Origin of the sequence: Methyloversatilis discipulorum, from assembly GCF_000527135.1 — a bacterium.
In the GTDB taxonomy this organism is placed as follows: Bacteria; Pseudomonadota; Gammaproteobacteria; order Burkholderiales; family Rhodocyclaceae; genus Methyloversatilis; species Methyloversatilis discipulorum.
Genome location: NZ_AZUP01000001.1, coordinates 3,795,497 through 3,821,070, shown reverse-complemented (window position 1 = coordinate 3,821,070; position 25,574 = coordinate 3,795,497). Strand labels below are relative to the sequence as shown.

At 67.5% G+C, this 25,574-nt stretch carries 26 protein-coding genes; 13 read left to right on the top strand and 13 right to left on the bottom strand.

Features of this window, described 5'->3' with window-relative positions; all coding sequences use genetic code 11:
- Positions 1-89: 89 nt before the first annotated feature.
- The 5 genes from argH (at position 90) to METFAM1_RS0117855 (ending at position 5,979) form a co-directional block, all read left to right on the top strand.
- Positions 90-1,526 (top strand): argininosuccinate lyase, encoded by a 1,437-nt coding sequence (gene argH / locus METFAM1_RS0117875; protein WP_019916849.1) that lies wholly within the window; start codon positions 90-92, stop codon positions 1,524-1,526.
- Positions 1,527-1,607: 81 nt separating this feature from the next.
- Positions 1,608-2,909, top strand: coding sequence for a protein kinase domain-containing protein (locus tag METFAM1_RS0117870; protein ID WP_019916848.1), 1,302 nt, complete (start codon positions 1,608-1,610; stop codon positions 2,907-2,909).
- A gap of 4 nt (positions 2,910-2,913) precedes the next feature.
- Entirely contained in the window at positions 2,914-4,254 is a 1,341-nt protein-coding gene (locus METFAM1_RS0117865) for a protein kinase domain-containing protein (RefSeq protein ID WP_019916846.1), read from the top strand.
- A complete protein-coding gene (locus METFAM1_RS0117860; protein WP_019916845.1) occupies positions 4,251-5,120 on the top strand; it encodes a fructosamine kinase family protein in 870 nt (289 codons plus the stop codon). The genes METFAM1_RS0117865 and METFAM1_RS0117860 overlap by 4 nt, the downstream gene beginning before the upstream one ends.
- A gap of 295 nt (positions 5,121-5,415) precedes the next feature.
- Positions 5,416-5,979, top strand: coding sequence for a phasin family protein (locus tag METFAM1_RS0117855; RefSeq protein WP_019916843.1), 564 nt, complete (start codon positions 5,416-5,418; stop codon positions 5,977-5,979).
- A gap of 87 nt (positions 5,980-6,066) precedes the next feature.
- Here the strand turns inward: METFAM1_RS0117855 and METFAM1_RS0117850 are convergent, their stop codons facing one another.
- From METFAM1_RS0117850 to ubiD, 3 genes are all read right to left on the bottom strand, one after another.
- Entirely contained in the window at positions 6,067-7,098 is a 1,032-nt protein-coding gene (locus METFAM1_RS0117850; protein ID WP_019916842.1) for a hypothetical protein, read from the bottom strand.
- Positions 7,099-7,222: 124 nt separating this feature from the next.
- Entirely contained in the window at positions 7,223-7,975 is a 753-nt protein-coding gene (locus tag METFAM1_RS0117845; RefSeq protein ID WP_019916840.1) for a competence/damage-inducible protein A, read from the bottom strand.
- An 80-nt stretch (positions 7,976-8,055) separates the two neighbouring features.
- Positions 8,056-9,549: a 4-hydroxy-3-polyprenylbenzoate decarboxylase gene (ubiD, locus tag METFAM1_RS0117840; RefSeq protein WP_019916839.1), complete on the bottom strand. Its 1,494-nt coding sequence runs from the start codon at positions 9,547-9,549 to the stop codon at positions 8,056-8,058.
- Positions 9,550-9,714: 165 nt separating this feature from the next.
- Here ubiD and METFAM1_RS0117835 point away from each other — a divergent pair, with 165 nt between their 5' ends.
- The 3 genes from METFAM1_RS0117835 to METFAM1_RS0117825 all read left to right on the top strand — a co-directional run bounded on the left by METFAM1_RS0117835 (position 9,715) and on the right by METFAM1_RS0117825 (position 11,965).
- Complete coding sequence (locus tag METFAM1_RS0117835) at positions 9,715-10,644, top strand: histone deacetylase family protein (RefSeq protein WP_019916838.1); 930 nt, start codon at positions 9,715-9,717, stop codon at positions 10,642-10,644.
- 102 nt (positions 10,645-10,746) lie between these two features.
- A complete protein-coding gene (locus METFAM1_RS0117830; RefSeq protein WP_019916837.1) occupies positions 10,747-11,415 on the top strand; it encodes a hypothetical protein in 669 nt (222 codons plus the stop codon).
- Position 11,416: 1 nt separating this feature from the next.
- A complete protein-coding gene (locus METFAM1_RS0117825; RefSeq protein WP_024300818.1) occupies positions 11,417-11,965 on the top strand; it encodes a FlgO family outer membrane protein in 549 nt (182 codons plus the stop codon).
- A gap of 13 nt (positions 11,966-11,978) precedes the next feature.
- Here METFAM1_RS0117825 and METFAM1_RS0117820 read toward each other — a convergent pair whose 3' ends face one another.
- From METFAM1_RS0117820 to METFAM1_RS0117805, 4 genes are read right to left on the bottom strand one after another with little or no spacing between them, the layout of a single operon-like run.
- Positions 11,979-12,893, bottom strand: coding sequence for an alpha/beta hydrolase family protein (locus METFAM1_RS0117820; protein ID WP_019916835.1), 915 nt, complete (start codon positions 12,891-12,893; stop codon positions 11,979-11,981).
- Positions 12,890-13,390 carry a DinB family protein gene (locus METFAM1_RS0117815; protein WP_019916834.1) on the bottom strand — a complete coding sequence of 167 codons (501 nt, stop codon included), beginning with the start codon at positions 13,388-13,390 and terminating at the stop codon, positions 12,890-12,892. The genes METFAM1_RS0117820 and METFAM1_RS0117815 overlap by 4 nt, the downstream gene beginning before the upstream one ends.
- A gap of 13 nt (positions 13,391-13,403) precedes the next feature.
- Complete coding sequence (locus tag METFAM1_RS0117810; RefSeq protein WP_019916833.1) at positions 13,404-13,601, bottom strand: YjiS-like domain-containing protein; 198 nt, start codon at positions 13,599-13,601, stop codon at positions 13,404-13,406.
- Positions 13,576-13,971 (bottom strand): tautomerase family protein, encoded by a 396-nt coding sequence (locus tag METFAM1_RS0117805; protein WP_019916832.1) that lies wholly within the window; start codon positions 13,969-13,971, stop codon positions 13,576-13,578. The genes METFAM1_RS0117810 and METFAM1_RS0117805 overlap by 26 nt, the downstream gene beginning before the upstream one ends.
- A gap of 193 nt (positions 13,972-14,164) precedes the next feature.
- Here METFAM1_RS0117805 and METFAM1_RS0117800 point away from each other — a divergent pair, with 193 nt between their 5' ends.
- The 4 genes from METFAM1_RS0117800 to METFAM1_RS0117785 all read left to right on the top strand — a co-directional run bounded on the left by METFAM1_RS0117800 (position 14,165) and on the right by METFAM1_RS0117785 (position 18,584).
- Entirely contained in the window at positions 14,165-15,568 is a 1,404-nt protein-coding gene (locus METFAM1_RS0117800; protein ID WP_019916831.1) for an aminotransferase-like domain-containing protein, read from the top strand.
- A gap of 128 nt (positions 15,569-15,696) precedes the next feature.
- Positions 15,697-16,260, top strand: a complete 564-nt coding sequence (locus tag METFAM1_RS0117795) for a PEPxxWA-CTERM sorting domain-containing protein (RefSeq protein ID WP_019916830.1) — start codon at positions 15,697-15,699, stop codon at positions 16,258-16,260.
- A 42-nt stretch (positions 16,261-16,302) separates the two neighbouring features.
- Complete coding sequence (locus METFAM1_RS0117790; RefSeq protein WP_019916828.1) at positions 16,303-17,799, top strand: PhoX family protein; 1,497 nt, start codon at positions 16,303-16,305, stop codon at positions 17,797-17,799.
- A gap of 71 nt (positions 17,800-17,870) precedes the next feature.
- Positions 17,871-18,584, top strand: coding sequence for a DNRLRE domain-containing protein (locus METFAM1_RS0117785; protein ID WP_019916827.1), 714 nt, complete (start codon positions 17,871-17,873; stop codon positions 18,582-18,584).
- A gap of 51 nt (positions 18,585-18,635) precedes the next feature.
- On the opposite strand, the gene METFAM1_RS0117780 is transcribed toward METFAM1_RS0117785, so the two are convergent.
- The 6 genes from METFAM1_RS0117780 to METFAM1_RS0117755 all read right to left on the bottom strand — a co-directional run bounded on the left by METFAM1_RS0117780 (position 18,636) and on the right by METFAM1_RS0117755 (position 24,152).
- Positions 18,636-19,517 carry an alpha/beta hydrolase gene (locus METFAM1_RS0117780; protein ID WP_232419805.1) on the bottom strand — a complete coding sequence of 294 codons (882 nt, stop codon included), beginning with the start codon at positions 19,515-19,517 and terminating at the stop codon, positions 18,636-18,638.
- A 76-nt stretch (positions 19,518-19,593) separates the two neighbouring features.
- On the bottom strand, positions 19,594-20,457 hold the full coding sequence (gene ubiA / locus METFAM1_RS0117775; RefSeq protein ID WP_019916825.1) for a 4-hydroxybenzoate octaprenyltransferase: 864 nt from the start codon (positions 20,455-20,457) through the stop codon (positions 19,594-19,596).
- On the bottom strand, positions 20,454-20,948 hold the full coding sequence (locus tag METFAM1_RS0117770) for a chorismate--pyruvate lyase family protein (protein ID WP_019916824.1): 495 nt from the start codon (positions 20,946-20,948) through the stop codon (positions 20,454-20,456). The genes ubiA and METFAM1_RS0117770 overlap by 4 nt, the downstream gene beginning before the upstream one ends.
- A gap of 110 nt (positions 20,949-21,058) precedes the next feature.
- Positions 21,059-21,406, bottom strand: coding sequence for a hypothetical protein (locus METFAM1_RS0117765; protein WP_019916823.1), 348 nt, complete (start codon positions 21,404-21,406; stop codon positions 21,059-21,061).
- Positions 21,407-21,474: 68 nt separating this feature from the next.
- Entirely contained in the window at positions 21,475-21,669 is a 195-nt protein-coding gene (gene ccoS, locus METFAM1_RS0117760) for a cbb3-type cytochrome oxidase assembly protein CcoS (RefSeq protein WP_024300816.1), read from the bottom strand.
- The gene (locus METFAM1_RS0117755) at positions 21,669-24,152 is read right to left on the bottom strand and encodes a heavy metal translocating P-type ATPase (protein WP_019916821.1); all 2,484 of its coding nucleotides are present in this window, start codon (positions 24,150-24,152) and stop codon (positions 21,669-21,671) included. Before METFAM1_RS0117755 ends, ccoS begins: the two co-directional genes overlap by 1 nt.
- A gap of 248 nt (positions 24,153-24,400) precedes the next feature.
- Here METFAM1_RS0117755 and cfa point away from each other — a divergent pair, with 248 nt between their 5' ends.
- A complete protein-coding gene (gene cfa / locus METFAM1_RS0117750; protein WP_019916820.1) occupies positions 24,401-25,567 on the top strand; it encodes a cyclopropane fatty acyl phospholipid synthase in 1,167 nt (388 codons plus the stop codon).
- The last annotated feature ends 7 nt before the right edge of the window (positions 25,568-25,574 follow it).

The window sequence follows — 25,574 nt, the reverse complement described above, 5'->3', positions numbered from 1 at the left end:
CCGCGCGCACGCAGGCCGGCGCGTCGGGCTTTGCGCCCCGCTGGCCTATAATTGGCGGTTTCCCGCAGCGTGCCGAACTTCTTTCCATCATGAGCGCATCTTCGCAGTCCGAGCCGACCAAGGCGTGGTCGGGCCGTTTTTCCGAGCCCGTGTCCGATCTGGTGAAGCGTTATACCGCTTCGGTGTTCTTCGACCAACGCATGTGGCGGCAGGACATCCGCGGCTCGCTGGCCCATGCCGCCATGCTGGCAAAGCAGGGCATCATCGCGCAAGCCGATCTCGACGCCATCCGCTCGGGCATGGCACAGATCACGCAGGAAATCGAAGCCGGCCAGTTCGACTGGAACCTCGACGACGAGGACGTGCACCTCAATATAGAGAAGCGACTGACGGCGCTGGTGGGCGATGCCGGCAAGCGCCTGCACACCGGCCGCAGCCGCAACGACCAGGTGGCGACCGATATCCGCCTTTGGCTGCGCGACGCGATCGACACCATTCTCGCGCTGATCGCCGACTTTCAGCGCGCCGTGCTCGACCTGGCCGAACACCACGCCGCCACCCCGCTGCCCGGCTTCACCCATCTGCAGGTGGCGCAGCCGGTCACCTTCGGTCATCACCTGATGGCCTACTTCGAAATGCTGCGACGTGACGCCGAGCGCTTCGCCGACTGCCGCAAGCGCACCAACCGGCTGCCGCTCGGTTCGGCCGCGCTGGCCGGCACCACCTTCCCGATCGACCGCGAATTCGTCGCCGCCGAACTGGGTTTCGATGAAGTGTGCTTCAACTCGCTGGACGCGGTGTCCGATCGCGACTTCGCGATCGAGTTCTGCGCCGCCAGCAGCCTGCTGATGACCCACCTGTCGCGCCTGTCGGAAGAACTCATCCTGTGGATGAGCCCGCGCGTCGGCTTCATCGATCTGGCGGACCGCTTCTGCACCGGCTCGTCCATCATGCCGCAGAAGAAGAACCCGGACGTACCGGAGCTGGTGCGCGGCAAGACCGGCCGCGTGAACGGCAGCCTGGTCGCGCTGCTGACGCTGATGAAGGGCCAGCCGCTGGCCTATAACAAGGACAATCAGGAAGACAAGGAACCGCTGTTCGACACCGCCGACACGGTGATCGACACGCTGCGCATCTACGCCGACATGATGGGCAGCACGACGGCCGCCGACGGCAGCAGGGTGTTCAACGTGCGGGTCAAGGCCGAGGCAATGAAAAGCGCGCTGCGCCAGGGCTACGCCACCGCCACTGACCTGGCCGACTGGCTGGTCAAGCGCGGCCTGCCCTTCCGCGACGCGCACGAGGCAGTCGCCCGCGCAGTGCGGCTGGCCGAACAGAAGGGCTGCGACGTGTCCGACCTCACGCTGGACGAGCTCAAGTCCTTCTCGCCGCTGGTCGATGAATCGGTGTTCGCGGTGCTGACGGTCGAAGGTTCGCTGTCGGCCCGCAACCACGTCGGCGGCACGGCACCCGACCAGGTGCGCGCCGCCATCGCCCGCGCGCGAGCGCGGCTGGCGACCGGCTGAACAGGGGAATGCGCTTGAAACCGACAGGCACGATGACCACCGATATCACCGCGCGGCGCCTGTCAGCGGCCGCGCGCTGACATGGACCTGCTCGGCAAGTACCGCATCCTGCGCCTGCTCGGCGAAGGCGCCACATCCAAGGTCTTCCTTGCGCACGACCCTTTCGGCCGGCGCGACGTGGCGATCAAGATCGTCGCCCGCGGCGACGACAGCGGCGCCAGCAGCAGCAAGTCCGAGCGCTACCAGCGCAAGTTCTTCGTCGCCGAGGCCTCGCTCGCGGGCAAGCTCACGCACCCGCACATCGTGCAGATCTACGACGCGGTGGCCGACGCAGATCCGGCCTACATCGTGATGGAGTACGTGCCGGGCGGCACGCTCGAACCGTACATTTCACCGGACAGCCTGCTGCCGGTCGGCGACGTGCTGGAAATCATCTTCAAATGCTCGCGCGCGCTCGACTTCGCCTGGCGGCTGGGCGTCATCCACCGCGACCTGAAGCCGGCCAACATCATGCGGGTCGAGGACGGCGCGGCGGTCGGCGGCACCAATGTGAAGGTGTCCGACTTCGGCGCCGCGATGTCGGTGTCGGCCACCGAAACCCAGGTGTCGGGCGTCGGCTCGCCGGCCTACATGAGCCCGCAGCAGATCAAGGAACACCCGCTCAATCACCAGACCGACATCTTTTCGCTCGGCGTGGTGATGTACCAGTTGCTGACCGGCCAGCTGCCTTTTCAGGGCAGCAACAACTTCAGCATGATGTACCAGATCACCCACGCCGATCCGGTACCGCCGTCGGCGCTGCGGCCGGAGCTGCCGCCGGTGCTGGACGACATCGTGATGCGCGCGCTGCAGAAATCGCTGGACGACCGCTACCCGACCTGGGACGCCTTTTCCTTCGACCTCGCAGAGGCCTTCCGAACCGAAGCGCAGCGCGACCACGGCAACCGCATCGCCGACAGCGAGAAATTCAATTCGCTGCGCCGGCTCGCCTTCTTCCGCGATTTTTCCGACGTCGAACTGTGGGAGGTGGTGCGTCTGGGCGAATGGCACCGCGTGGCCGGCGGCCAGATGCTGCTGCGCGAAGGCGACCCGGGCGACGGTTTCTTCATCGTCGCGGAAGGCGAAGTGAAGGTGACCAAGGGCCGCAAGCTGCTCAACGTGCTGTCGGCCGGCGAATGCGTCGGCGAGATGGCCTGGCTGACGCCGGAGCGCGGCACCCGCGGCGCCGACGTGTCCACGCTATCCGAGGCGGTGGTGATCCACCTCGCCAACGCGGCGCTCGAACACGCGTCGGAAGCCTGCCGCCACCGCTTCGACCGCGCCTTCCTGCGCATCCTGGTCGAGCGGCTGTCGCTGGCCAACCAGCGCCTGACCGGTGTCTGAGCGGATGCAGACACCCGCGCCGCCGACCCCGCCCGACGCCCCCGCACCCGGCAGCTCGCTGGGCCGCTACCAGCTCAGGCGCATCATCGGCCGCGGCAGCACCAGCACCGTCTGGCTGGCATGGGATCCGCAGGCGCAGCGCGAGGTGGCGATCAAGTGCATCGACCCCGATGTGCTGAACGACCACGCGCGCGGCAGGCTGCACCGCAATCTGCTGATCAACGAAGCGTCGCTGGCCGACAAGCTGCAGCATCCGCACATCGTCGCCATCCACGACGCCGTGGTGACCGGCGATCAGGCCTACATCGTGATGGAGTACGTCGCCGGCGGCACGCTCGAGGCGCACGTGCAGCGCCCCGGTCTGCTGCCGGTGGAGCGCATCGTCGAACTGATGTTCAAGTGCACGCGCGCACTCGACTATGCGTGCCAGCTGGGCATCACGCACCGCGATATCAAGCCCGCCAACATCCTGCTCACCCGCGACGGCGAACTGAAGCTGACCGATTTCGGCGCCGCACTGTTCACCGCGAACGAGCGGACCCAGGTCGAGGGAGTCGGTTCGCCGGCCTACATGAGCCCGCAGCAGGTACGCGAGATGCCGCTGAACCACCAGACCGACATCTACTCTCTGGGCGTCGTGCTGTACCAGCTGCTGGCCGGTGAGCTGCCTTTCCAGGCGAGCAACAAGTACAGCCTGGTGTACCAGATCATCCATGTGGATCCGCCGCCGCCATCGGTGCATCGCCCGGGCCTGCCGCCGGCGCTCGACGCGGTGGTGGCGCGCGCGATGCAGAAGGACATCGCGCTGCGCTACGCGACCTGGGCCGAGTTCACGCACGATCTCGCGCAGGCCTTCCGCAACCGCCGGCTCAAGCCGCGCGAGGACGAATCAGGCGCCGCCGAGCATTTCCGGCTGTTGCGCACGCTGACCTTCTTCAATGAATTCAGCGACGTCGAACTGTGGGAGGTCGCTCACTTCGCACGCCAGGAGCGCGTCGCCGCCGGCACGCTGCTGATGAAGGACGGCGAGCAGGGCGACCGGCTCTACGTGCTGGTCGAGGGCGAACTGGCGGTGTGCAAGTCGGGCCGCACGCTGAACATACTGACCAGCGGCGAATGCTGCGGCGAAATGTCGGTGATCGCCCGCCGCGACCGCAAGCTGCGCGCCAACGACGTGCAGGCGAACACCGACAGCCTGCTGTTCGCGATCGACGGCGAACGCATCCGCCGCGCGTCGGAAACCTGCCGCATGCGCTTCTACGAAGCCTTCCTGCAGGTGCTGGCGGCGCGTCTGTCGTCGGCCAATATGCGTCTCGCCGACAGCTGGGGAGGCGGCGGCGAATGAACGTGCTCGCGACGCGGATTGCCGCCGCCCTCGGCGCCGACTGCACGGGCGCCGTCGAACTCGCGCCGGGCCGCACCCGGCGCGCACTGAAGATCGATACCGGCGACGCGCCGCTGTTCGTCAAGCTGCTGCCGGCTGACCGGACAGCCGTGTTTGAGGCCGAGACGGAGGGACTGGCGCTGCTGCGCGATACCGGCTGCTTCCGTGTGCCGGTCGTGCACGGCAGCGGCACGGCCGACGACTTCGCCTGGCTGGCACTTGAATGGCTGGACCTAAAACCGGTAACCACCGATGAAGACGGGCGCGCTTTCGGCAAGGCGCTGGCAGCGCTGCACGTAGTACACGGTGAGCTGTACGGCCTGCCGCGCGACAACTGGCTCGGCGACAGCCGTCAGGAGAACGGCACATCTACGACCTGGCCACTCTTCTATGCGCAGAAGCGTCTGCGGCCGCAGCTCGAACGGCTGATCGCCGAAGGCGTGCGCGGCGAGCTGATACGCAACCTCCAGGGCATCATCGAGCGCGTGCCGGCGCTCTTTCTCGAATACCGCCCGCCCGCCTCGCTGCTGCATGGCGACCTCTGGCATGGCAATGCGGGCATGGCCGACGGGCAGCCCGCAGTGTTCGATCCAGCCGTCCACTATGGAGACCGCGAGGCGGACTACGTGATGACGGAACTGTTCGGCGGCTTCCCGATCTCCATGTACGCCACCTATCAGAAGAGCGCTCCGCTGGACGCCGGCGCCGCATCGCGACGCGGCCTCTATCGGCTCTATCACCTTCTGAACCATACCCTTCTGTTCGGCAGCGCCTATCTGCGGGAAACCGAACGCACCGCAGCACGACTGCTCTCCGAACTGCGTTGAAGGCGCCTTGCCGCGGGCTCTCCCGCAGCGCACCCGAGGGCCTGTTGTTTTATGAACGTACGTTCACATCTCGTTGTTTAGGCGAGAAAATAATCCGGAAAAGTTTTTGTGTGCAGTGCAACAAAAACATGTTGACATCACGTCGACCCGCCCTATAATCGTGTTCATGGTGCAGCGCAATACGAACCTTCTGGCTACGTAGTGTGTCGCACGATTTAGGTGACCTCGTGGGTGTTCCCGGTTTTACCGCCCGGTCGTGGTCGCTCTTTCAACTAAATGTACGGAGATAACCACCATGGCCTTCACCCCCGAAAATTTCGCCGCCGCCAACAAGAACGGTATCGAAGCCCTGCTGACCCTGGCCAACACCGCCTTTGCCAGCACCGAGCGCCTCGCCGCTCTGAACCTGAACACCGCCCGTTCGCTGCTGGAAGACAGCGTCGCGAACGCCAAGACCCTGATGGGCGCCAAGGACGTGCAAGAGATCGTGTCGCTGCAGAGCGGCCTGGTCCAGCCGGCGATCGAGAAGGTCGTTGCCTACTCGCGCAGCGTCTATGAAATCGTTTCGCAAACCCAGGAAGAGCTGAGCAAGGTCGTCGAAGCTCAGGTCGGCGAAGTCAACAAGGCCGTCACCTCGACCCTGGACCAGGCTGCCAAGCAAGCTCCGGCCGGTTCCGACGTCGCCGTCGCCGCTGTCAAGTCGGCCATCGCCGCCGCCAACAGCGCCTACGACAGCATGGCCAAGGCTGCCAAGCAAGCCGTCGAAATGGCTGAAGCCAACGTGAACGCCGCCACCTCGGCGACCGTGCGTGCCGTCGGCGCCGCCAGCACGACCGCGAAGAAGAAGGCCGCTGCCTAAGTCTTCAAAAGCAGTCTGAAAAGAGCCCCGCCTCGTGCGGGGCTCTTTTCGTTTACGCACCCGCTTTAAGCATCCTGTTGTACGGCCTCAGTCGGACGTCATCACGAAAGCGCTCACGTCGCCCGCCACATTGACGCCATAGCCGGCGATCTGACCTCTATCGTTGATCGCTCGCGCCAGCGCCAGGCGGCGCCAGCCTGCCCGCCTCACCTCCGGCAGGTCCTCAAGCACTGTCAGCCTCTCCGTGCCGAGGTCATAGAGCACCGCGCGCCCGCCCTGTACGCCGACTACCTGCCCGCGATTGTTGATGTCGTAGGGCTCGAACGGAATCTCTATCGTCGTGCCCTGCACCTCTCCCGGTCCGGCCGGCGTCCACACGAAACCCCGCCCGTCGAACACGCCGACGACCTGTCGCTGGTCGTTGATGCCGCGTGCCTCGCCGCTGACGCTGGCCGGCGTCGGCAATTCTCCGATCGGCTGCGCACGTCCGGAAGTCGGGTTCCATAGCCACGGCGGATGCGGTGTGACGTGGGCGTGACCGGCGACCCAACCCAGCGGGGCGATCGCGCGTGCGACACCCGAGCCGCCAAGGTCCGATGGCAGCGGCGTAATGCCACGGGCGGACTGCGAACCGCCATGCTGCCATGTGAACGCCATGTCGACCACGAAGGAGCGCCCCACTTCCTCGCGAAAGCTGCCCACGACCTCACCCGTCTGATTCACCGCGAACAGCTCGCTCCCGAGCACGCGCCGGCCGGAAAACCGCACCGCTTCGACGCCCCCACCCGCCCAGACGACTGCCATCTTCCGACCGCCGGCGCTGGTCCGGCAGTGTCCGACGATCAGGCCCGCGTCATTGATGCCGGCGGCGGCGCATGCGTCCGTGCCTTCCGACCGCGGCAGCGGCGTCAGACTGGTACCGCGACGCCAGACGAAAGCACGAGTGCCGTCCGCGTCGCTGCCGTATCCGACGACCTCCCCGGCTTCGTTGATGCCGTAGGCCTCGCTGAAATGCGGACCACCGGGCAGGTCACCGACATCATCGATCTGCCAGCATCCTGCCAGCGCAGCCGCAAGCGTGAGGACTACACAGGCTCGCGCCGTCGACACGCGATTCATCGAACACTCTCCACACGGAAATTCCGTGCGGATAGTGAATCGTCGTATCGACGATGTCGACCGGATCTACGACCCGATCGTGAACGGCGTCGTGATCAGGAGCACGACAGCCCGCACGGCATCTTCAGTTCGGGTCCGCGTCGACCTCGAGACCGCGCTGGATCACCTCTGCACGCATGGCTGCCAGCGCCGGTCCGACCTTGTCCGGATCACCCTTGGCCCCGAGCTCGATGTGCGGTCGTGCCCGCTTCGCGTTGCCGAAGCTGGGCAGGCTGAATACGGTGACACCGTAGTCGCGCTCGATTGCCTGCATCAGATCGAGCAGCCGGCTCTCGTGCGCGTCGAACACGAAGAACGACGCCTCTGCCCAGTTGCGGGTGTGATGCAGGTGCCGGTACTTCGTGTCCAGCACCCATTGCATCATCGGCCACGCCATTTCCGGGAAACCCGGAACGAAGTGGTGGTCGCCACAGCTGAAGCCGGGAATCCGATTGAACGGATTGGGAATGATGTCGCACCCTGCCGGAAACTCGCCGAGACGCAGACGGTTCTCGGTCACCTCGGCGCCGAAGCGTGCGCGGATCTCGACCTCGGCCGCCGGGTGCAGCACGCAGTCGACACCCAGCGCCGCCGCCGCCGCCTGCCGCGTGTGGTCATCCGGCGTGACGCCGATGCCGCCACAGGAGAACGCGATGTCGGTCGTCGCCATCGATCGACGGAAGGCGTCGATCAGACGCGGCCGTTCGTCGCCCAGGTAGCTCACCCAGGACAGCTGCAGGCCGCGCTCGGCGAGCAGTTCGCGCACTTTGGCAAAGTGTCCATCCTGACGGCGGCCGGACAGGATTTCATCGCCGATGATGTAGAGGCCGATGGCCATGATCGCAACTCCTGTTCAGCGCTCTACGCGCTGAATGTCGTGATGAAAGGAAAAACTGAGGCGTGATCGAAGTCCGTGATTCAGAGTCCGAGCTCGGACCACATCGCATCGACCCGCCTCTTCACGTCGGCATCCATCTCTATCGTGCGTCCCCATTCGCGGCTGGTTTCGCCCGGCCACTTGTTGGTCGCATCCAGCCCCATCTTCGACCCGAGGCCGGCCACCGGGCTGGCGAAATCGAGGTAGTCGATCGGCGTGTTGTCGACGATGACGGTATCGCGTTTCGCGTCCATGCGCGTGGTCATCGCCCAGATCACTTCCTGCCAGCTGCGGATGTCGATGTCCTCGTCCACGACGATGATGGTCTTCGTGTACATGAACTGGCGCAGGAAGCTCCAGACGCCGAACATGACGCGCTTGGCGTGCCCCGGATACTGCTTGCGCATGGACACCACCGCCAGCCGGTAGGAACAGCCCTCCGGCGGCAGGTAGAAGTCGGTGATCTCGGGAAACTGTTTCTGCAACAGCGGCACGAACACCTCGTTCAGCGCCACCCCCAGCATCGCCGGCTCGTCCGGCGGCTTGCCGGTGTAGGTCGAGTGGTAGATCGGATTGCGGCGCATGGTCATGCGCGTGATCGTGAACACCGGAAACTCGGCCACTTCGTTGTAGTAACCGGTGTGGTCGCCGAACGGCCCCTCCGGCGCGTGCTCGTAGCCGGTCGGATGGCTCGCGTCCGGCCGCAGTTCGCCTTCGAGCACGATTTCGGCGCTGGCCGGCACGTCCAGATCGTTGCCGATGCACTTCACCAGTTCGGTGCGGCTGCCACGCAGCAGGCCGGCGAACTGGTACTCCGAAAGCGTGTCCGGCACCGGCGTCACCGCGCCCAGTATCGTCGCAGGATCGCAGCCCAGCACCACCGACACCGGGAAGGGCGTCCCGGGGAACTTGCGCGCATGGTCGCGGAAATCGAGCGCGCCGCCGCGGTGGGCCAGCCAGCGCATGATCACCTTGTCCTGCGCGATCACCTGCTGGCGATAGATGCCGAGGTTCTGCCGCTTCTTGTCAGGCCCGCGCGTCACCACCAGACCCCAGGTGATCAACGGTGCCGCGTCACCGGGCCAGCAGTGCTGCACCGGCAGGCGCGACAGATCGACCTGACTGCCTTCCCACACGATGTCCTGACACGGCGCCGACGACACCTTCTTCGGCGCCATCGAGAACACCTGCTTCAGCATTGGCAGCTTGTCCCAGGCGTCCTTCAGACCCTTGGGCGGCTCGGGCTCCTTCAGTATGGACAGCGTGCGCCCGATGTCGCGCAGCGCTTCCGCCCACTTTTCGCCGCTGACGCCCATGCCGAGCGCCACTCGGCCCGGTGTGCCGAACAGGTTGCCAAGCACCGGCATCGTGTGGCCGGTCGGCTGCTCGAACAGCACCGCCGGCCCCTGCGCGCGCAGCACGCGATCGCAGATTTCCGTCATTTCCAGGTGCGGCGACACCGGGCGCGCAACGCGCTTCAGTTCGCCCATCCGTTCGAGCTGCGCGATGAAGTCGCGCAAATCCGTGTATTTCATGTCGTGATACGGCTCCAGTACTCGCGCCCTGCCTCCGGCATGGTGCGCGGCCGATGGTAAGCGATAAGTGGAGGCCGCCGCACCCCGGCTGCGGCCACAGACCGCGCCGCATCGCAGGCGTTCCGATACAGCTGTCGCAACCGCCGATGCCGGCCCGCTGTCAGAATGCGCGACCGTTTCGCCCACATGCCCGACATGCTTGCCTGGTACGCCGACCACTTCGTCCTGCCGCTGCCCGAAACCCATCGCTTTCCGATGGACAAGTACCGCCGGCTGCGCGAACGCGTGGCGGCCGAGTTGCCGGGCGTCACGCTGAGCGAGCCGCCGGCGGCGACCGACGCCGAACTGTGTCGCGCCCACGACGCCGGCTACGTCGATCGCACCAGCCGGGGTGAGCTGAGCGTGAACGAGATCCGCATGATCGGCTTTCCGTGGTCGGCGCGGATGATAGAGCGCTCGCGCCGCTCCGCCGGCGCCACCATGGCCGCCTGTCGGAGCGCGTTGCGCGACGGCGTGTCGGTCAATCTGGCCGGCGGCACGCACCACGCCAAGCGCGCCAGCGGCGCCGGCTACTGCGTGTTCAACGATTCGGCGGTGGCCGCCCGCATGCTGCAGGCCGAGTGCGGCATCGAACGCGTGGCCATCGTTGACCTCGACGTGCACCAGGGTGACGGCACCGCCGAGATTCTCGGACGGGCGGACGACGTGTTCACGCTGTCGCTGCACGGCGACCGCAACTTCCCCTTCCGCAAGGAACGCAGCCACCTCGACGTCGCGCTGCCCGACGGCTGCGGCGACGACGCCTACCTCGCCGCACTCGACGACGCGCTGGCGAGGATGAGCGCGCGCTTCGATCCGCAATTCGTCCTATACCTCGCCGGCGCCGACCCGTTCGAAGGCGACCGCCTGGGCCGGCTCAAGCTCACCAAGCTTGGCCTGGCCGCTCGCGACGCCCGGGTATTCGACTACTGCCGCCGACGAGACCTGCCGCTGGCGGTGGCGATGGCCGGCGGCTACGCCGAAGACATCGCCGACATCGTGGACATCCACTTCGCCACCGTCGCCGCCGCGCTGCACCACGCCACGTCCCGCTGACGTAGCGGTTGACGCAAGCCCGCCGTGTTCTGGTAGATTCCGCCTCGGAATATGCGTTATGCATATTCATGGATTCCACCAACCGGGAGGTCAGACCGTCCGATGAACACCCGACACCTGGGCGCAGCCCTCGCCTTTGGCGTATTGCTCGGTGGTTGCGCCGCGCCGCACAGCGAAACGCCGCTCGCCACCAACTTCCCGACCACCAAGCAGCCCAAGGTCCAGGCGGCCGGCCACTGGTCGGTCATCGCCCGTGACGTCGCGGCGCAGATCGCGCGCGACCTGAAAGACGAACGCCCGCTGTTCGTACGCGAGAGCAGCGCACGCACGCACTTCAATCTCGCCTTCGAGAAGCAGCTCATCTCGGCTTTGATCGAACAGGGGCGCACCGTCCATCGCACGCCGCAGGGCGCGCTGGTGCTTGAGTTCGACACCCGCACGCTGCGTTTCTCGGCCGATCGCCCGCAGTACAAACACAGCGGCACGGCAACCATGCTGGCGACCGGTCTATGGGGTCTGGCAGTTGCCGACGCCAGCACCGCAGGCGCAGCGACCGCAGGCGTCGTCGGCGCGGATGCCTATGGCTGGTTCCGCTCCGAATTCGCGTCGGGTGCCACGCCGCAGACGGAAATCATCATCACCGCACAGGTCAGCGACGAGCAGCGCTTCCTCGCCCACCGCACCCACGTCTATTACGTCGCCGATGGCGACCGCGAGTTGTACGACGCCGGCAGCGGCACGCACACCATCCGCCTGAATGGAGACCAGTGAGATGCGTTCCTCTGCCCTCGCGCTGCTGTGTGCCGGCCTGCTGCCGCTGGCTGCATGCACCTCTTCGGTCAAACCCGACCCCACTTACGAACAGGCGGCCAGCGACCGCTTCGTGCCGGCCAACTACAAGGCGGCCGATGCGCTGCTCAGCCAGATCGACAATTCGATCGGCAGCGGCAATCCGCTCATCATCGCCACCGTGGTGAACATCGACGCGCTGGATCAGTCGTCCACGCTGGGCCGGCTGGTGTCAGAGCACGTGTCGTCACGCTTTTCGCGCGCCGGTTACCACATGGTGGAAATGAAGTTCCGCAACAACGTCTATGTGCGCCAGCACCAGGGCGAAATGATGCTCACCCGTGAGATCAAGGATCTCGCGCGCTCGCATCAGGCGCGCGCCGTCATCGTCGGCACCTATGGCGCGGCGGAAGACATGGTGTTCATCAATCTGAAGGTGATCGACCCGGCCACCAATGTCGCGCTGGCGGCGCACGATTACGTGCTGCCGAAGGACGCGGCAATGAAGTCGCTGCTGCGCAGCACGCGCTGACCGTCGCGCCCGATCAGCGGCTGCGGCGTCCGCGCAACCACTTCAGGCCGAGCGGCCACAGCGCGCGCTGCATGTCGGAATGGAAGGGCGCGAAGTGGCCGATCCGGGTCAGGCCGAAGCGGGCGGGCAGTAACTGCACCTGACGCGTGCGCGCCTGCGCGAACCAGCCGAGCAGGCGTTCCATCGCGACCGGCGTCGCGTAGGGGTCATCTGCCGACGCGCAGGCCAGCACCTCGCCGCGATAGCCGGCGAAGGCGGCGCGCGCCGCTTCGCCGTCCGGGGCGCCGGACGCGCCGGGCAACCAGCGGTAGAGCCGGTCGAACTCCGGCCACAGCCGCAGGCCCCATTCGAGCGCCACGCCGCGCGGCAAGTCCTCCAGCCAGCCCAGACGCTTGCCCGGAAAGTAGCCCATCAGCGCGGCCAGCAGCGGCATCAGCAGGTGCCAGCGCAACAGGTAGCCGAAGCGCTGGCGCGGCGCGTAGTCCGGCCAGTAGGCGTACTGCGAGCCGACCAGCAGCAGCCGCGCCAGGCGCACGTTCGACGGCGCCGATCCGAGACAGAAGCCGCCGATGCTGTGACCAACGCCGACCAGCGTGCGCCCGGGGAAGCGGGCAGCCAGCGCGCAGATCGCCGCATCGGTGTCGAGCGCGCCCCAGTCGTGCTTGGTCGCGCGCAGACCGCGCAGGCTGCCGTAGCGGCTTTCGCCGATGCCGCGGTAGTCGAAGGTCATGGCCGGCAGCCCGTGCGCGGCGAGCCAGCCGGCGAAACGTCCGTAATAGCGGGCAGCGACCCCGGTGGCACAACAGACGATGACCGCCGGTCTGCGGCCATCGTCGTGCGCGGGCTGCCATAGCCGGCCACGCAGTCGATAGCCGTCGGTCGCGGCGAACTCGATGTCTTCGGGCGCGGGCGCCTCCCGCCCGCTCACAGACCGCTCAGGCGCAGGAAGTAGACGAAATCCATCTCCGGCGCCGGCTGGCCCAGGCGCGTGGCAACCGCCGACATCTGGCCGCGGTGGTGCGTCGCGTGATTGAACACGTGCAGCAGCGTGCCGGCCCAGGGCGTGTCGCAGGGCTGACCCGCCATGTTCGGATAGCGCAGTCGGCCGCCGAAGGCCTTCTCGTCAGTGGCCTCGACAAGGTCGAGCCAGCGCGACGCCTGCGCACGCGCACGCTGCAGCAGCGCCGTACGATCGGACTCGACCTCGTCGGCGAGCGAGGCGGCCGCGTACGGCTGACCGGTGAAGCGGCCATACCAGATCAGGTCGGCCAGCAGCAGATGATTGAGGGTGCCGTGCAGGCTCTTGAAGAACAGCCCGTGGTCCGCGCGCCAGTCGGCGTCGCTGACGGCCTCGAGCGACGCGAAAAGGCGTTCGTAAGCCCAGACGTGATAGCCGGCCATGTTCAGCGTGTGCGCCTTGATCATTGCAGCTCCGGAATCAGTGCAGGCGTTCCGCCTGCGCGCGAAACCCTTCCTCGAAGCGTCCGCCGAGTACCGACGCAATGTCCGAGCGGCCGAGGCCGAGGTCGCGCAGTTCGAGATCGTTCATCGCCCGCAATTCTGCACGCGCACGACGTTGCCGGCGGGCTTCGCGCAGCCGGCGCGCCACTTCACTGAGCCAGGCGTGCGCGGACATGACGCAGCTCCTGTGTCTCGCCGGCATAGCCCCACGAATCCGCCGCCAGATCGCTGACCACGATGTAGCTGGCCGGGTGCAGCGGACCGATCAGTTCGTCCAGCGACTGCCAGACGGCGGACAGATAGTTCGCCTTCTCCGGCTTCGTATTGGTGCCAGCGGTGACGCGGACTTCGAGGTGGAAGGCGGTCAGTGCACCGCCGACCGCCTCCGCGCCGACCGACCAGTGTTCGCTGTGGCCGATGGACAGCGCGGTCAGCTCGCGCTTCTTGCCGAGTATCTCGGCCGTCAGGTCGGTCACCGCGCGGGTCACGGCGAGGCGCGTCTCGGCGTCGAGCGGGCGGGACAGTTGCAGCGTGATCATCGGCATCGCGGGACTCCTTCATGGGATGACCGGATCATGCCGTCGGCAACTGTGACGGTCGATGCACAGGAAGCGGTTTTTGGACCGGCACAATCCAGATCCGCGCGCATCTGTACTGCCAACTGTGCGCACGAACTGTACCGGTCGACAAAAAATGTCGCACAGTACAGTATCGATCGCCATCGCGAGAGGACGCCGCATGAACCGCTACGAACAACTCGCCGACCGGCTGCGCTCGGACATCCGCGCCGGTCTTTACCCACCCGGCCAGCGCCTGCCGTCCGTACGGCGCATCGCGCTGCAGCAGGGCCTGAGCATCGCCACCTGCATTTCGGCCTATCGCAAACTCGAAGCGCAGGGCTGGCTGGAGGCGCGACCGCAGTCCGGCTTCTACGCACGCACGCCGGAAGCGCTGCCGCCGCGCGCCTGCCAGACCTGCGACGACGAATCGCCGGGCGAGGTCACGATGTCGGAACGGGTCGCCCAGGTGATGCGCGCATCGCACCGCGACGACCTGCTGGTGTTCAGCACCGCGATTCCGCACGCCGACTTCCTGCCGGTGAAGGACATCCGGGCCAGCCTCGGCCGCGCCCTGCGCGCGGACGACGCCGGCAGCGCGCGCTACGGCGAGTTCATCGGCGAAGAGGCGCTGCGCGTGCAGATCGCCCGCCGCGCAGTCGATTCCGGCTGCCAGATTCACCCTGACGACATCGTCATCACCACCGGTTGCCAGGAAGCACTGACGCTGGCGCTGCGCGCAACCACCCAGCCGGGCGACGTGGTCGCCATCGAGTCGCCGGCTTTCTTCGGCACGCTGCAACTGATCGAATCGCTGGGCCTGAAGGCCCTCGAAATCCCGACCGACGCACAGACCGGCCTCAGCCCGGACGCACTCGAACTGGCGCTGGAAAAGTGGCCGGTCAAGGCCTGCCTCGCCTGCACCAGCTTCAGCAACCCGAGCGGCGCGCTGATGCCGGACGCGCACAAGCGGCGCATCGTGCAGATGCTGTCCAGTCGCGGCATCGCGCTGATCGAGGACGACATCTACGGCGAGCTGGCGCACGACGGCGAACGCCCGCGTGTGGCCAAGGCCTGGGACCGCACCGGCCACGTGCTGCTGTGCTCGTCCTTCTCGAAAACGCTGGCGCCCGGCCTGCGCATCGGCTGGATCGTCGCCGGGCGCTGGCGGCGCGAGGTCGAGCGACTGAAGTACGGCAGCACCATGGCCACCGCCCTGCTGCCGCAGCGCGCGCTTGCCGACTACCTGGCCAGCGGCCGGCCGGAGCGGCACATGGCGCGCATCCGCCGGCAGTACGCCGAACAGATGGAGCGGATGCAGACGGCGATCGCCCGCCACTTCCCGCCCGGCACGCGCTGCACGCGCCCGGCCGGCGGTTTCATCCTGTGGGTGGAGCTGCCCGAGCATATCGACGCGCTGGCGCTGCAGTCACGGGCGCTGGCCGCCGGCATCAGCATCGCGCCGGGCCCGCTGTTCTCGCCGCAAGGCAAGTACCGCAACTGCATCCGCCTGATGTGTGCCGTCCGCTGGGACGCGCGGGTCGATACCGCACTCGCCACCCTGGGTTCACTCGCCAGCCGATAGTCCGACCGGACCATAGCCATCGGCCAAACGGCCTATGACTTCCCGCGTCGAACATTAACGGGAGATTAACTGGCAGGACATCGTCGCCCGCCAGACTTTCCGCGTCTCAACCCAGACCGGAGAGTCCCATGTTCACGCGTTCCACCCTTGCGGCTGCCCTGCTGGCCGGCCTGATGTCGGCCGGCGCCCAGGCGGCCGCCCCGACCATCAGCGGCCAGTTCGGCAGCGGCAGCACGGCCGGCACAGTCGCCGCCGAAAGCTATTCCTTCATCGGCGGCGCCGAAAACTGGTCCTTCTGGACCTTCAAGGCCGATTTCCTGAGCGAAGTGTCGATCACCGTCACCCCGACGGATCCGACGCTCGACGTCATTTTCGGTATCTGGTACGGCGTCGAGAGCGATACCGCCAACTACTTCGACCTCGGCAGCAGCTCGCTGACCACGATGTTCGTGACCGGCGCTGACGGCACGCCGTCCAACCCTTTCGCCGGCGCCGGTGAAGCGGCCAGCGCGAGCTTCTTCAATGACTACGGCAATGGCCTGTTCGTGCTCGCCATCGCCGACTATAGCGACAACGTCGGCGTCGGCCAGCTCGGCTACACCATCACCGCCTCGGTGCCGGAGCCCGAAACCTACGCGCTGCTGCTGGCCGGCCTCGGCCTGATCGGTGCCGCCGCCCGCCGTCGCGCCTGATCCATCCGCACGGCCCTACACACTCACAACGGAGAGACAACAATGAACCATCAAGACGACCTGATCGACGTCCTGCGCGACTTCAGCAAGGCCGACGCCGCGAAGGACATGGACCCGCACTGGACCTACGGCCGTCGCGGCTTCCTGAAGAGCGGCGTCGCTGCCGCCGCCACCGTCGCGATGCCCTTCAGCATCCTCGGCTCGAAGAAGGCGCACGCCGTTCAGCTGCCGTTCAGCCCGGATTACGGCCCGCTCGCCCCGGTCGCCGATGAAGTGACCGGCCTGCCGCTGCTGCAACTGCCGGAAGGTTTCAAGTACTGGTCCTACGGCTGGACCGGCGACACGATGACCGACGGCATCGCCACCCCGGGTGCGCACGACGGCATGGCCGTGGTCGCCGCCGACGCGAACAAGATCGTGCTGGTACGCAACCACGAGCAGGGCAGCCGCACCGCCGGTTCGTACGCCAACCCGAAGATCACCTATGACCCGCTGTGCAACGGCGGCACGACCAACCTCGTGTTCTCGCCGCGCACCAAGCAGTGGGTCGGCGCCTACGCGTCGATCTCCGGCACCATCCGCAACTGCGCTGGCGGCCCGACCCCGTGGAACTCGTGGATCACCTGTGAAGAAACGTCGGACGGCCCGCACAACGGCGCCTCCAAACAGCACGGCTACTGCTTCGACGTGCCGGCCACCGGCGTCGCCAAGCCGGTTCCGCTGGTCGACATGGGCTGTTTCAGCCATGAAGCCGTCGCCGTTGATCCGGTCACCGGCATCATCTACGAAACCGAGGACAGCACGCCGTCCGGCTTCTACCGCTTCATCCCGAACGTCATCGGTCGTCCGGAAATGGGCGGCAAGCTGCAGATGATGAAGCTGAAGACCGCCAACAACGCGACCCGCACCATCAACGGTGTCAGCTACGGCTACTACAACACCGGCGTGGCGCAGGCTCCGGGCACCACCTTCGACGTCGAGTGGGTGAATATCGACGAGCCGAACAAGCCCTTCATCAGCGGCACCTCCTACGGTGGCGTGGTCGCCCAGGGCATCATGCAGGGTGCGTCGAGCATCGTGCGCGGCGAAGGCGTGTGGTACGGCAACGGCGTGATCTACGTGTGCTCGACCAGCGGCGGTGCCGCCGGCAAGGGCCAGATCTTCGCCTACGACCCGCGTCGAGAAACCTTCACGCTGGTCTACGAATCGTCCGGCGCTGACGTCTGCGACAACCCGGACAACATCGCATGGAGCCCGCGCGGCAGCCTGATCCTGTGCGAAGACGGCGGCAACTCGGTCTCGCGCTGCCACGGTCTGACCACCGACGGCACCGTGTTCCCGTTCATCGCCAACAACGCCGACTTCCGCAGTGGCGCCATCGGCACCTACACCCGTCCGTCCGGCCGCAGCTTCAGCAGCAACTCGATGACCTCGGAGTTCTGCGGCGCGACCTTCCACAACGAATGGCTGTTCGTGAACGTGCAGTCGCCGGGCATCACCTACGCGATCACCGGCCCGTGGGATAACGGCGCGCTGTAATCGCACTCCTGCAGTCCGCAGTTCCGGGCCGGCGCACGCGCGCCGGCCCTTTCCGATTCGAGAGGCTTCCCATGTTGAGCAAATCCCTGATCGCGGCCGCGCTGTTCGCGGCCGCACCGGCGTTCGCCGCAACCTACACCTTCCAGCAAGGCGCCGGCGGCTACGACGGCACGATGGACGTGACGATGTACAGCAGCGACCCCGACGCAAGCAGTGGCTACGAGCAGGAAGTGAGCATCGACGCCTCAGACAACGGTTCGCCGAACCACGTGTTGCTGCGCTTCGACAACCTGTTCGGCAACGCAGCGAACCAGATCAAGGCCGGTGAAACCGTCGTGTCCGCCACGCTGACGCTGCAGATCACCAGCGCCGGCAGCGGCATCCGTTTCTACGACATGCTGAGCGACTGGAACTCCGCCTCGGCCACCTGGAACACCATGGGCGACGGCATACAGACCGACGGTCTGGAAGCCGCCATGCTGCCCTTCCTCACCATCGGTGCGGACAACGGCGATGCCAACATCGAATCCGGCACCCTGGTGCTGGATTTCACCGACGCCCTGCGCCGCATGCAGGACGGCGACGTGCCGGGCTACGGCTGGGCGCTGCTGCCCTTCATGCCGAATGGCACCAACGGTATCGACTTCTACAGCGCCGAAGGCTTCATGGTCAGCGATCGTCCGCTGCTGACGGTCGAGGTCGCCGCGGTGCCGGAACCCGAAACCTACGCCATGCTGCTGGCCGGGCTGGGTCTGATCGGTCTGCGCGCCCGTCGTCGCGGCTGACACACTGCACCGCAGCCGAGTGGAAACGCGGGGCTCACGGGCCCCGCGTTTTCATTTCAGCGCGCCGATACCACGCAGGAAGGCATCGACCTGGCGCGTGTAGTCCCCCGGCAGGCCCAGCTTCTCGTTGATGTCGCCGTGCGACAGATCGATCGGCAGCTCATCGATGCGGCCGCCGGTTTCGCGCACGCGCTGCGCGAATACCTTCACCTGGTCGCAAGCCTGACGGCGCCGGCTGGAGCACACCGCCAGCCAGGGCGCGGTCGGCCCGGCAAGCTGATGCAACGGCGAGGTCGCGTGCCAGAAGGCGGGGTCCTTGCCGAAGGCTTCGTCGAACAGGCCGGCGTGGCGTTCCTGCATCAGCCGTTCGACGTCGAGCGCGCCACTGTCGAGCAGCACGCTGCCCAGCCAACGGCGTTCGCCCTGTGGCGCGGCGGCCAGCAAGGCCACCAGATGCGCACCGGCCGAATGCCCCATCAACACGAAGCGCGACGGATCGCCGCCCCAGGAGGGCGCCAGCGACTGCGCCCTGGCCAGCGCGGCAGCCACGTCGTCGCGCTGCGTCAGCACGTCGGCGTCGGGCAGCATGCGGTAATTGACCGACACGACGATGACGCCTGCCGGCAGCCAGTGCGCCAACTTGTTGCCGATCAGCCGGCCGTGCGCCTTGTCGCCGCGACGCCAGCCACCGCCATGCACGAGGAAGAGCACCGGCGCGTCGCGGGCGCCGTCGGGGATGTAGACATCCATGCGCTGGTCGGCGTGATCGCCATACGCGATATCGCGTTGCGCGCGGCTGCCGGCGGGCAGACGAACCTCGGCTCCGCTGTCGGCGCGCCGCTCCGCCAGACGCTCGCGCAGCGGACCCGCCTGCGCCTCGAAGACGCATAGCAGTGCAGCCGCCGCAAGACCCACGGCGCTCATTCTGTTCATGTCGCTCTCCTGTTGCCGGGCCGGACGCGCCCCACCCAGGTAGACGCAGGTCAGGGGCCCGCCTTACGCCGCCGCGTCAACGCAAGGCGTAGTCGGCGACGATGCCGGCGAACACCGCGGCGCCCAGCCAGTTGTTGTGCAGGAAGGCGCGGAAGCAGCGCGCGCGGTCACGGTCGCGGATCAGCGTCCAGTGATAGCCGGCGATGCCGGCGGCAACGACCAGCCCGACGTAGTAGGGCCAGTGCAGCCCTTCGAGCCGGCCGTAGAGCGCGAGCAGCGCCAGCGTGATTGCATAGCAGGCCATCACCGCCGCGACGTCGAAGCGGCCGAAGGTGATGGCCGAGGTGCGGATGCCGATCTTCAGGTCGTCCTCGCGATCGACCATCGCGTATTCGGTGTCGTAGGCGACCGCCCAGAACACGTTCGCGGCCAGCAACAGCCACGCTTCCATCGGCACCGTGTACAGCTGGGCCGCATAGGCCATCGGAATGCCGAAGCCGAAGGCGATGCCGAGATAGGCCTGCGGAATGGCGAAGAAGCGCTTGGTGAAGGGGTAGCTGGCGGCCAGGAAAAGCGCGGCGAAGGACAGCAGGATGACCAGCCGGTGCAGCGGCAGGATGAGGATGAAGGCGAACAGCGCCAGCCCGGCCGCCAGCAGCAGCGCCTCGCGCGTACCGACCTCGCCGGTGGCCAGCGGGCGGTTCTTCGTGCGCTCGACGTGACCGTCGAAGTTGCGGTCGGCGTAGTCGTTGATGACGCAGCCGGCGCTGCGCATCAGCACCGTGCCGAGCATGAATATCCAGACGATGAAGGCGGACGGCTTGCCGCCGCCGGCCACCCACAGCGCCCACAGCGTGGGCCAGGCGAGCAGCAGGATGCCGATCGGCTTGTCCAGCCGCATCAGGCGCTCCCAGGCATTCAGGCGGGCGAGCAGATTCATGGCGCAAGTTCCGAAATGGCCGGCAGGAAGACTTCGGTCACCAGCAGCGGCCGGCCGCGGCGCACGAACAGCGAGCGGCGCGCCCACAGCGGGCCGCTCACCGCGATGCCTTCCGCCTGCACGCGCCGGTACAACGGGTGACGGGCGTCGAGCCGGCGCGCCGCCAGCGGCGAGCGGGCGATGCGCGCGTCGGCGAACAGCAGCGCACCGAGCGGCCGCGTGCCGACGCCGGCGAACATGTGCCAGACGCCGCGTACGTCACGCATGTTGACCACGCTGTGCGCGAACACCACCGGCACGCCGTCGGCATGCAGCAGCACCTCGCGCGACAGCGCCTGCGCCCGGCCGCTGCCGAGCAGACAGGCCTCGTCGGCCGCCAGCGCGGCACGACCGGTGCGCAGCGGCTGCACCGCGAAGTGCCGGCAGCGCGCCCGGATGCGTGAGGTCAGCGAATGAGGGTCGGTCAGCCAGCCACGCAGTGGCGCCGGCATGAATAGCGCCGGCGAACGCCACGCGTCGCCGGCTCGATGAAAGGACATTTATTGCGACGCAGTCTTCAAGCCCGGCCTGCATGATAGCCGCGGCAGGCTGCGCCGGCGCGTCAGGCGATCTGCAGCGGGCCGTGGTCGTCGCAGTGGTCGCCGTGCGGATGATGCAGATGACCGTCCACCAGATAGTCGACATGGTCACCGTGCGGCACCGCTTCGTGGCCGCAGCCGGGCCCATGCACATGACCGGCGCCATGGCCGGCACAGTGATGCTGCGGCGTGCAGCCGTCCGGGTTGGCGGCGCTGACGGCGATCACGTGCTCGTCGACATGGTCGCCATGCACGTGGTGCAGATGGCCGTCGTGCAGGAAATCGACGTGGCCTTCGTGCCGCACCGCGGTATGACCGCATTGCGGGCCGTGCTGGTGGTCGTGATGGGCGTGCTGGGTGCAGCGGGTCATCGGCGCTCTCCGGTCGGTGGGTGCATACGCACTATAGACAGGAAATGACGCCTCGGCCGCCTCGGGCGTCACACCTTGCGCTCGTCCCTGCCGTCCGCCGGTGTGTCGTCGATGGTCTGCGCGCGGTCGTCGTCCATCAGCATGCGGTGCGCCGGCCCTTCCAGGTCATCGAACTGGCCGCTGCGCGCCGACCAGATGAACACGGCGCCGATGCCCAGCGCGATCAGCACCGACATCGGCACCAGCAACCATAGAATGTCCATCAGTTCATTTCCTTTGCGCGCCGCTGCAGGCGCAGTGCGTTGAGCACCACCATCAGCGAACTGAGCGACATGCCGATGCCGGCCATCCACGGCGTGATCCAGCCCAGCATCGCCGGCGGGATGGCCAGCAGGTTGTAGGCAAAGGCCCAGCGCAGGTTCTGCCGCACGATGGCCAGCGTCGCCTGGGCCGTGTCGAGCCCGCGCGTGAGCGCGTCGAAACGTTCGGACAGCAGCACCAGATCGCCCTGAGCGCGCGCCAGTTCGGTGCCGCCGCCCATCGCGACCGACACCTGGGCCTGCGCCAGCACCGGCGCGTCATTGACACCGTCGCCCAGCATGGCGACGACGGCGCCGCGCTGCTGCAACGCTTCTATATAAGCGCGCTTGCCCTCAGGCGTCATCCGCGCGTGCGCGTCGGCGATGCCCAGTTCCTGCGCCAGCGCCTCGACCGGTGCGTGTGCGTCGCCCGACAGCAGGCTGACCGCGATGCCGCGCTCGTGCAGCCGCGCCAGCAGTTCCGGCGCACCGGGCCGCAGCGCATCGCTGAGGTCGAAGCGGGCGAGCAGGCCGTGTTCGTCGCCCAGCCACACCGGCGTCGCGATGCCCGACGGCGTGGCCGGCAGCGGTGTCCCGGACAGCGCACAGGCGAATTCCGCGCTGCCCAGCCGCAGGCGGCGGCCAGCGATGACGCCCTGCACGCCCTGCCCGGTCACCGCCGACAGCTCATCGACGGCCGGTCGCACCTGCTCACCGGCAGCGGCGCGCAGCGCACGCGCGATCGGGTGAGTCGACGGTCCTTCCAGCGCCGCCGCCAGCGCCGTCGCCTGCGCCGCATCGAGGTCGCCCATCAGTTCGACCGCCTGCAAGGCCATGGCGCCGGTGGTGAGCGTGCCGGTCTTGTCGAACACGACGTGGGTGACGCGTGCCAGCGTTTCGATCGCGTGCGCGCGGGTAACCAGCAGGCCGCTGCGCGACAGCACGCCGGTGCCGACAGTCAGCGCCGCCGGTGTGGCCAGCGATAGCGCACAGGGGCAGCTGACGACCAGCACCGCGACGAAGACGGACAGCGCCTGCGACGGATCGAGCCACAGCCAGACGCCGGCGGTCAGCACGGCCAGCACGATGAGCGCCTTGACGAAATGCACCGCGATGCGGTCGGCGAACTGCACCACCTCCGGCCGGCTGGCCGAAGCGCGGCCGATCAGCCGGCGGATCGCCGCCAGCCGTGTCGCCTCGCCGACCTGCTCCACCGCCAGCACCACCGGCGAGCCGATATTCACGCTGCCGCCGACCACACGGTCGCCAGGGCCGCGGCCCTGCGGCCTGGATTCGCCGGTAAGCAGGCTTTCATCGACCTCGCTGCGACCATCGACCAGACGGCCGTCGGCTGGAAACACCTCGCCGGCGGCGACGACGACGTGGTCGCCGGCCAGCAGTCGCGCCACCGGCACCGCCTCGGTCGCCGTTCCGGGCCAGGCGGTGAAACGGTGCGCCAGCGCCGGCATCACGCGCGCCAGTTCCTCGACACCGCGCACCGCACGCTGACGCGCCAGCATTTCGAGATAGCGCCCGCCGAGCAGCAGGAAGACGAACATGGTGACCGAATCGAAATACACCTCGCCCGAATGCGTCACCGTGGCCCACAGGCTGGCGATGAAGGCGGCACCGATGCCGAGTGCGACCGGCAGGTCCATGCCGACGCGTTTCGCCGCCAGATCGCGCAGCGCGCGCGAGAAGAAGGGAGCGGCCGAGTAGCACACGACGGGTGCCGTCAGCACCAGACTGGCCCAGCGCATCAGCGCAGCGATGCTGCCCGGCAGTTCGGCGTCGCCGGCGGTGTATTCCGGCCACGCGTACATCATCACCTGCATCATGCCCAGCCCGGCCACCGCCAGGCGCCACAGCGCGTCGCGCCGCTCGCTGCGGGCGACCGACTCGGCGTGTGCGCGGTCGTTCGGCCAGGCTTCGTAGCCGATCTCGGTCACCGCCCGCAGGATGGCCGACAGCTGGACCCGCGCCGGGTCCCACACCACACGCGCACGGCGCGTCGCGTAGTTGATTTCGAGCACCAGCACACCGGGCAGGCGACCGACGTGCTGCTCGTTCAGCCACACGCAGGCCGCGCAGCGTATGCCCTCGATGATGAGCAGCGCCTCGCGCGCGTCGGCACAGTCCGGATGCGAAACCGTACGCACGAAATCTGCCTGCACTTCCGGCAGGTCGTACACCGACAGGTCGCGCGCACCACCCTCCGGTGCTGCTTCCGGCAAGGCGTCGCGGTGCGCGTAGAAGGCTTCGAGCCCGCCGCCGGAGATGGCTTCGGCGACGGCGGCGCAGCCGGCGCAGCACATCGGTCTGTCCTCACCGGCGACGCGGACGCGGTAGCGCACCGGGCCATCGACCGGCAGCCCGCAGTGATAGCAGGCCGTCGTCGCGGCGGCGGCATCCGGACTCAGGTTCAGCGTTGATTCCGGCGCGTTCATCACGGGGGCAGGGTTCGAATCATGGGCTCACATTCTAGGCGGCTGCGTGCCGCCCGCCCATGACGTGAGTCAAGCGCGCGCCGGCGCGCCATTTCAGGGTTTTCACGCCGCGCAACCGGACGAAAGCTTGACCTGGAACATTGCGAAGGCGCTTACCTTGGACTACGTCTAAAACTTCAGGTGGCGACGCCGGCCGCCTGCTTACGGTCACTTTTTTCCTGCCTTCGCCCTGACGAGGAAGACCACGGATGAAAAGAGAAGCGTTCGAACCACCGGCCGCCGCACCCGCGCCGGCCCCTTCGCCCCGCCTGCGGCTACTGTCCGGGCTGCTGGCCGACGCCGGCATCACGCTCGACGGTGACTCCCCCTGCGACCTGCAGATGCGCAATCCGCGCCTGCCCGAGCGCGTGTTCGCGTACGGCAGCCTCGGTCTGGGCGAGGCCTACATGGATGGCGATTGGGACGCCGGCCGGCTCGACGAATTCTTCGCCCGCCTGCTGCGCGCCCGGCTGGACACGCGGGTCAAGCCGGCGTCACTGCTGATGCACGCCTTCAGCGCCCGCCTGCTGAACCGGCAGACGCCGCGTCGCGCCTGGCAGGTCGGCGAACGCCACTACGACCTCGGCAACGATTTCTACGCGGCGATGCTGGACCCGCGCATGACCTACACCTGCGGCTACTGGCAGGACGCCGCCGACCTCGCGTCGGCGCAGGAGGCGAAGCTCGAACTGATCTGCCGCAAGCTGGACCTGCGCCCTGGCATGCACCTGCTGGACATTGGTTGCGGCTGGGGCAGCCTGCTCGGCTACGCCGCCGAGCACCACGGCGTGCGCGGCACCGGCGTCACCGTATCGCGCGAACAGGCGGAGTGGGCACGGCAACGCTACGCTGGACTGCCGGTCGAGTTCCGGCTGCAGGACTACCGCGAACTCAACGGCAGCGAAACCTTCGACCGGGTGGCCAGCGTCGGCATGTTCGAGCACGTCGGCCGGCGCAACTTTCGCACCTTCATGCAGGTGCTGCGCCGCGTGTTGAGGCCGGACGGTCTGGCGCTGCTGCATACGATAGGCAAGAACACGCGGCGCGGCGTCACCGACCCGTGGATAGACCGCTACATCTTCCCGAATGGCGAACTGCCGTCGATCGGCCAGATCGGCGACGCGGTCGATGATGTATTCGTGGTGGAGGACCTGCACAACTTCGGCGCCGATTACGACCGCACGCTGATGGCCTGGCACGCGAACTTCGAAGCGGCCTGGCCGCAGTTCGCCGAACGGCTGGGCGAACGCTTCCACCGCATGTGGCGTTACTACCTGCTGTCCTGCGCCGGCGCCTTCCGCGCGCGCGACATCCAGCTGTGGCAGTGGGTGCTGTCGCCGAGAGGCGTGGCAGGCGGCTACCGCAGCGTGCGCTGAATGCCGC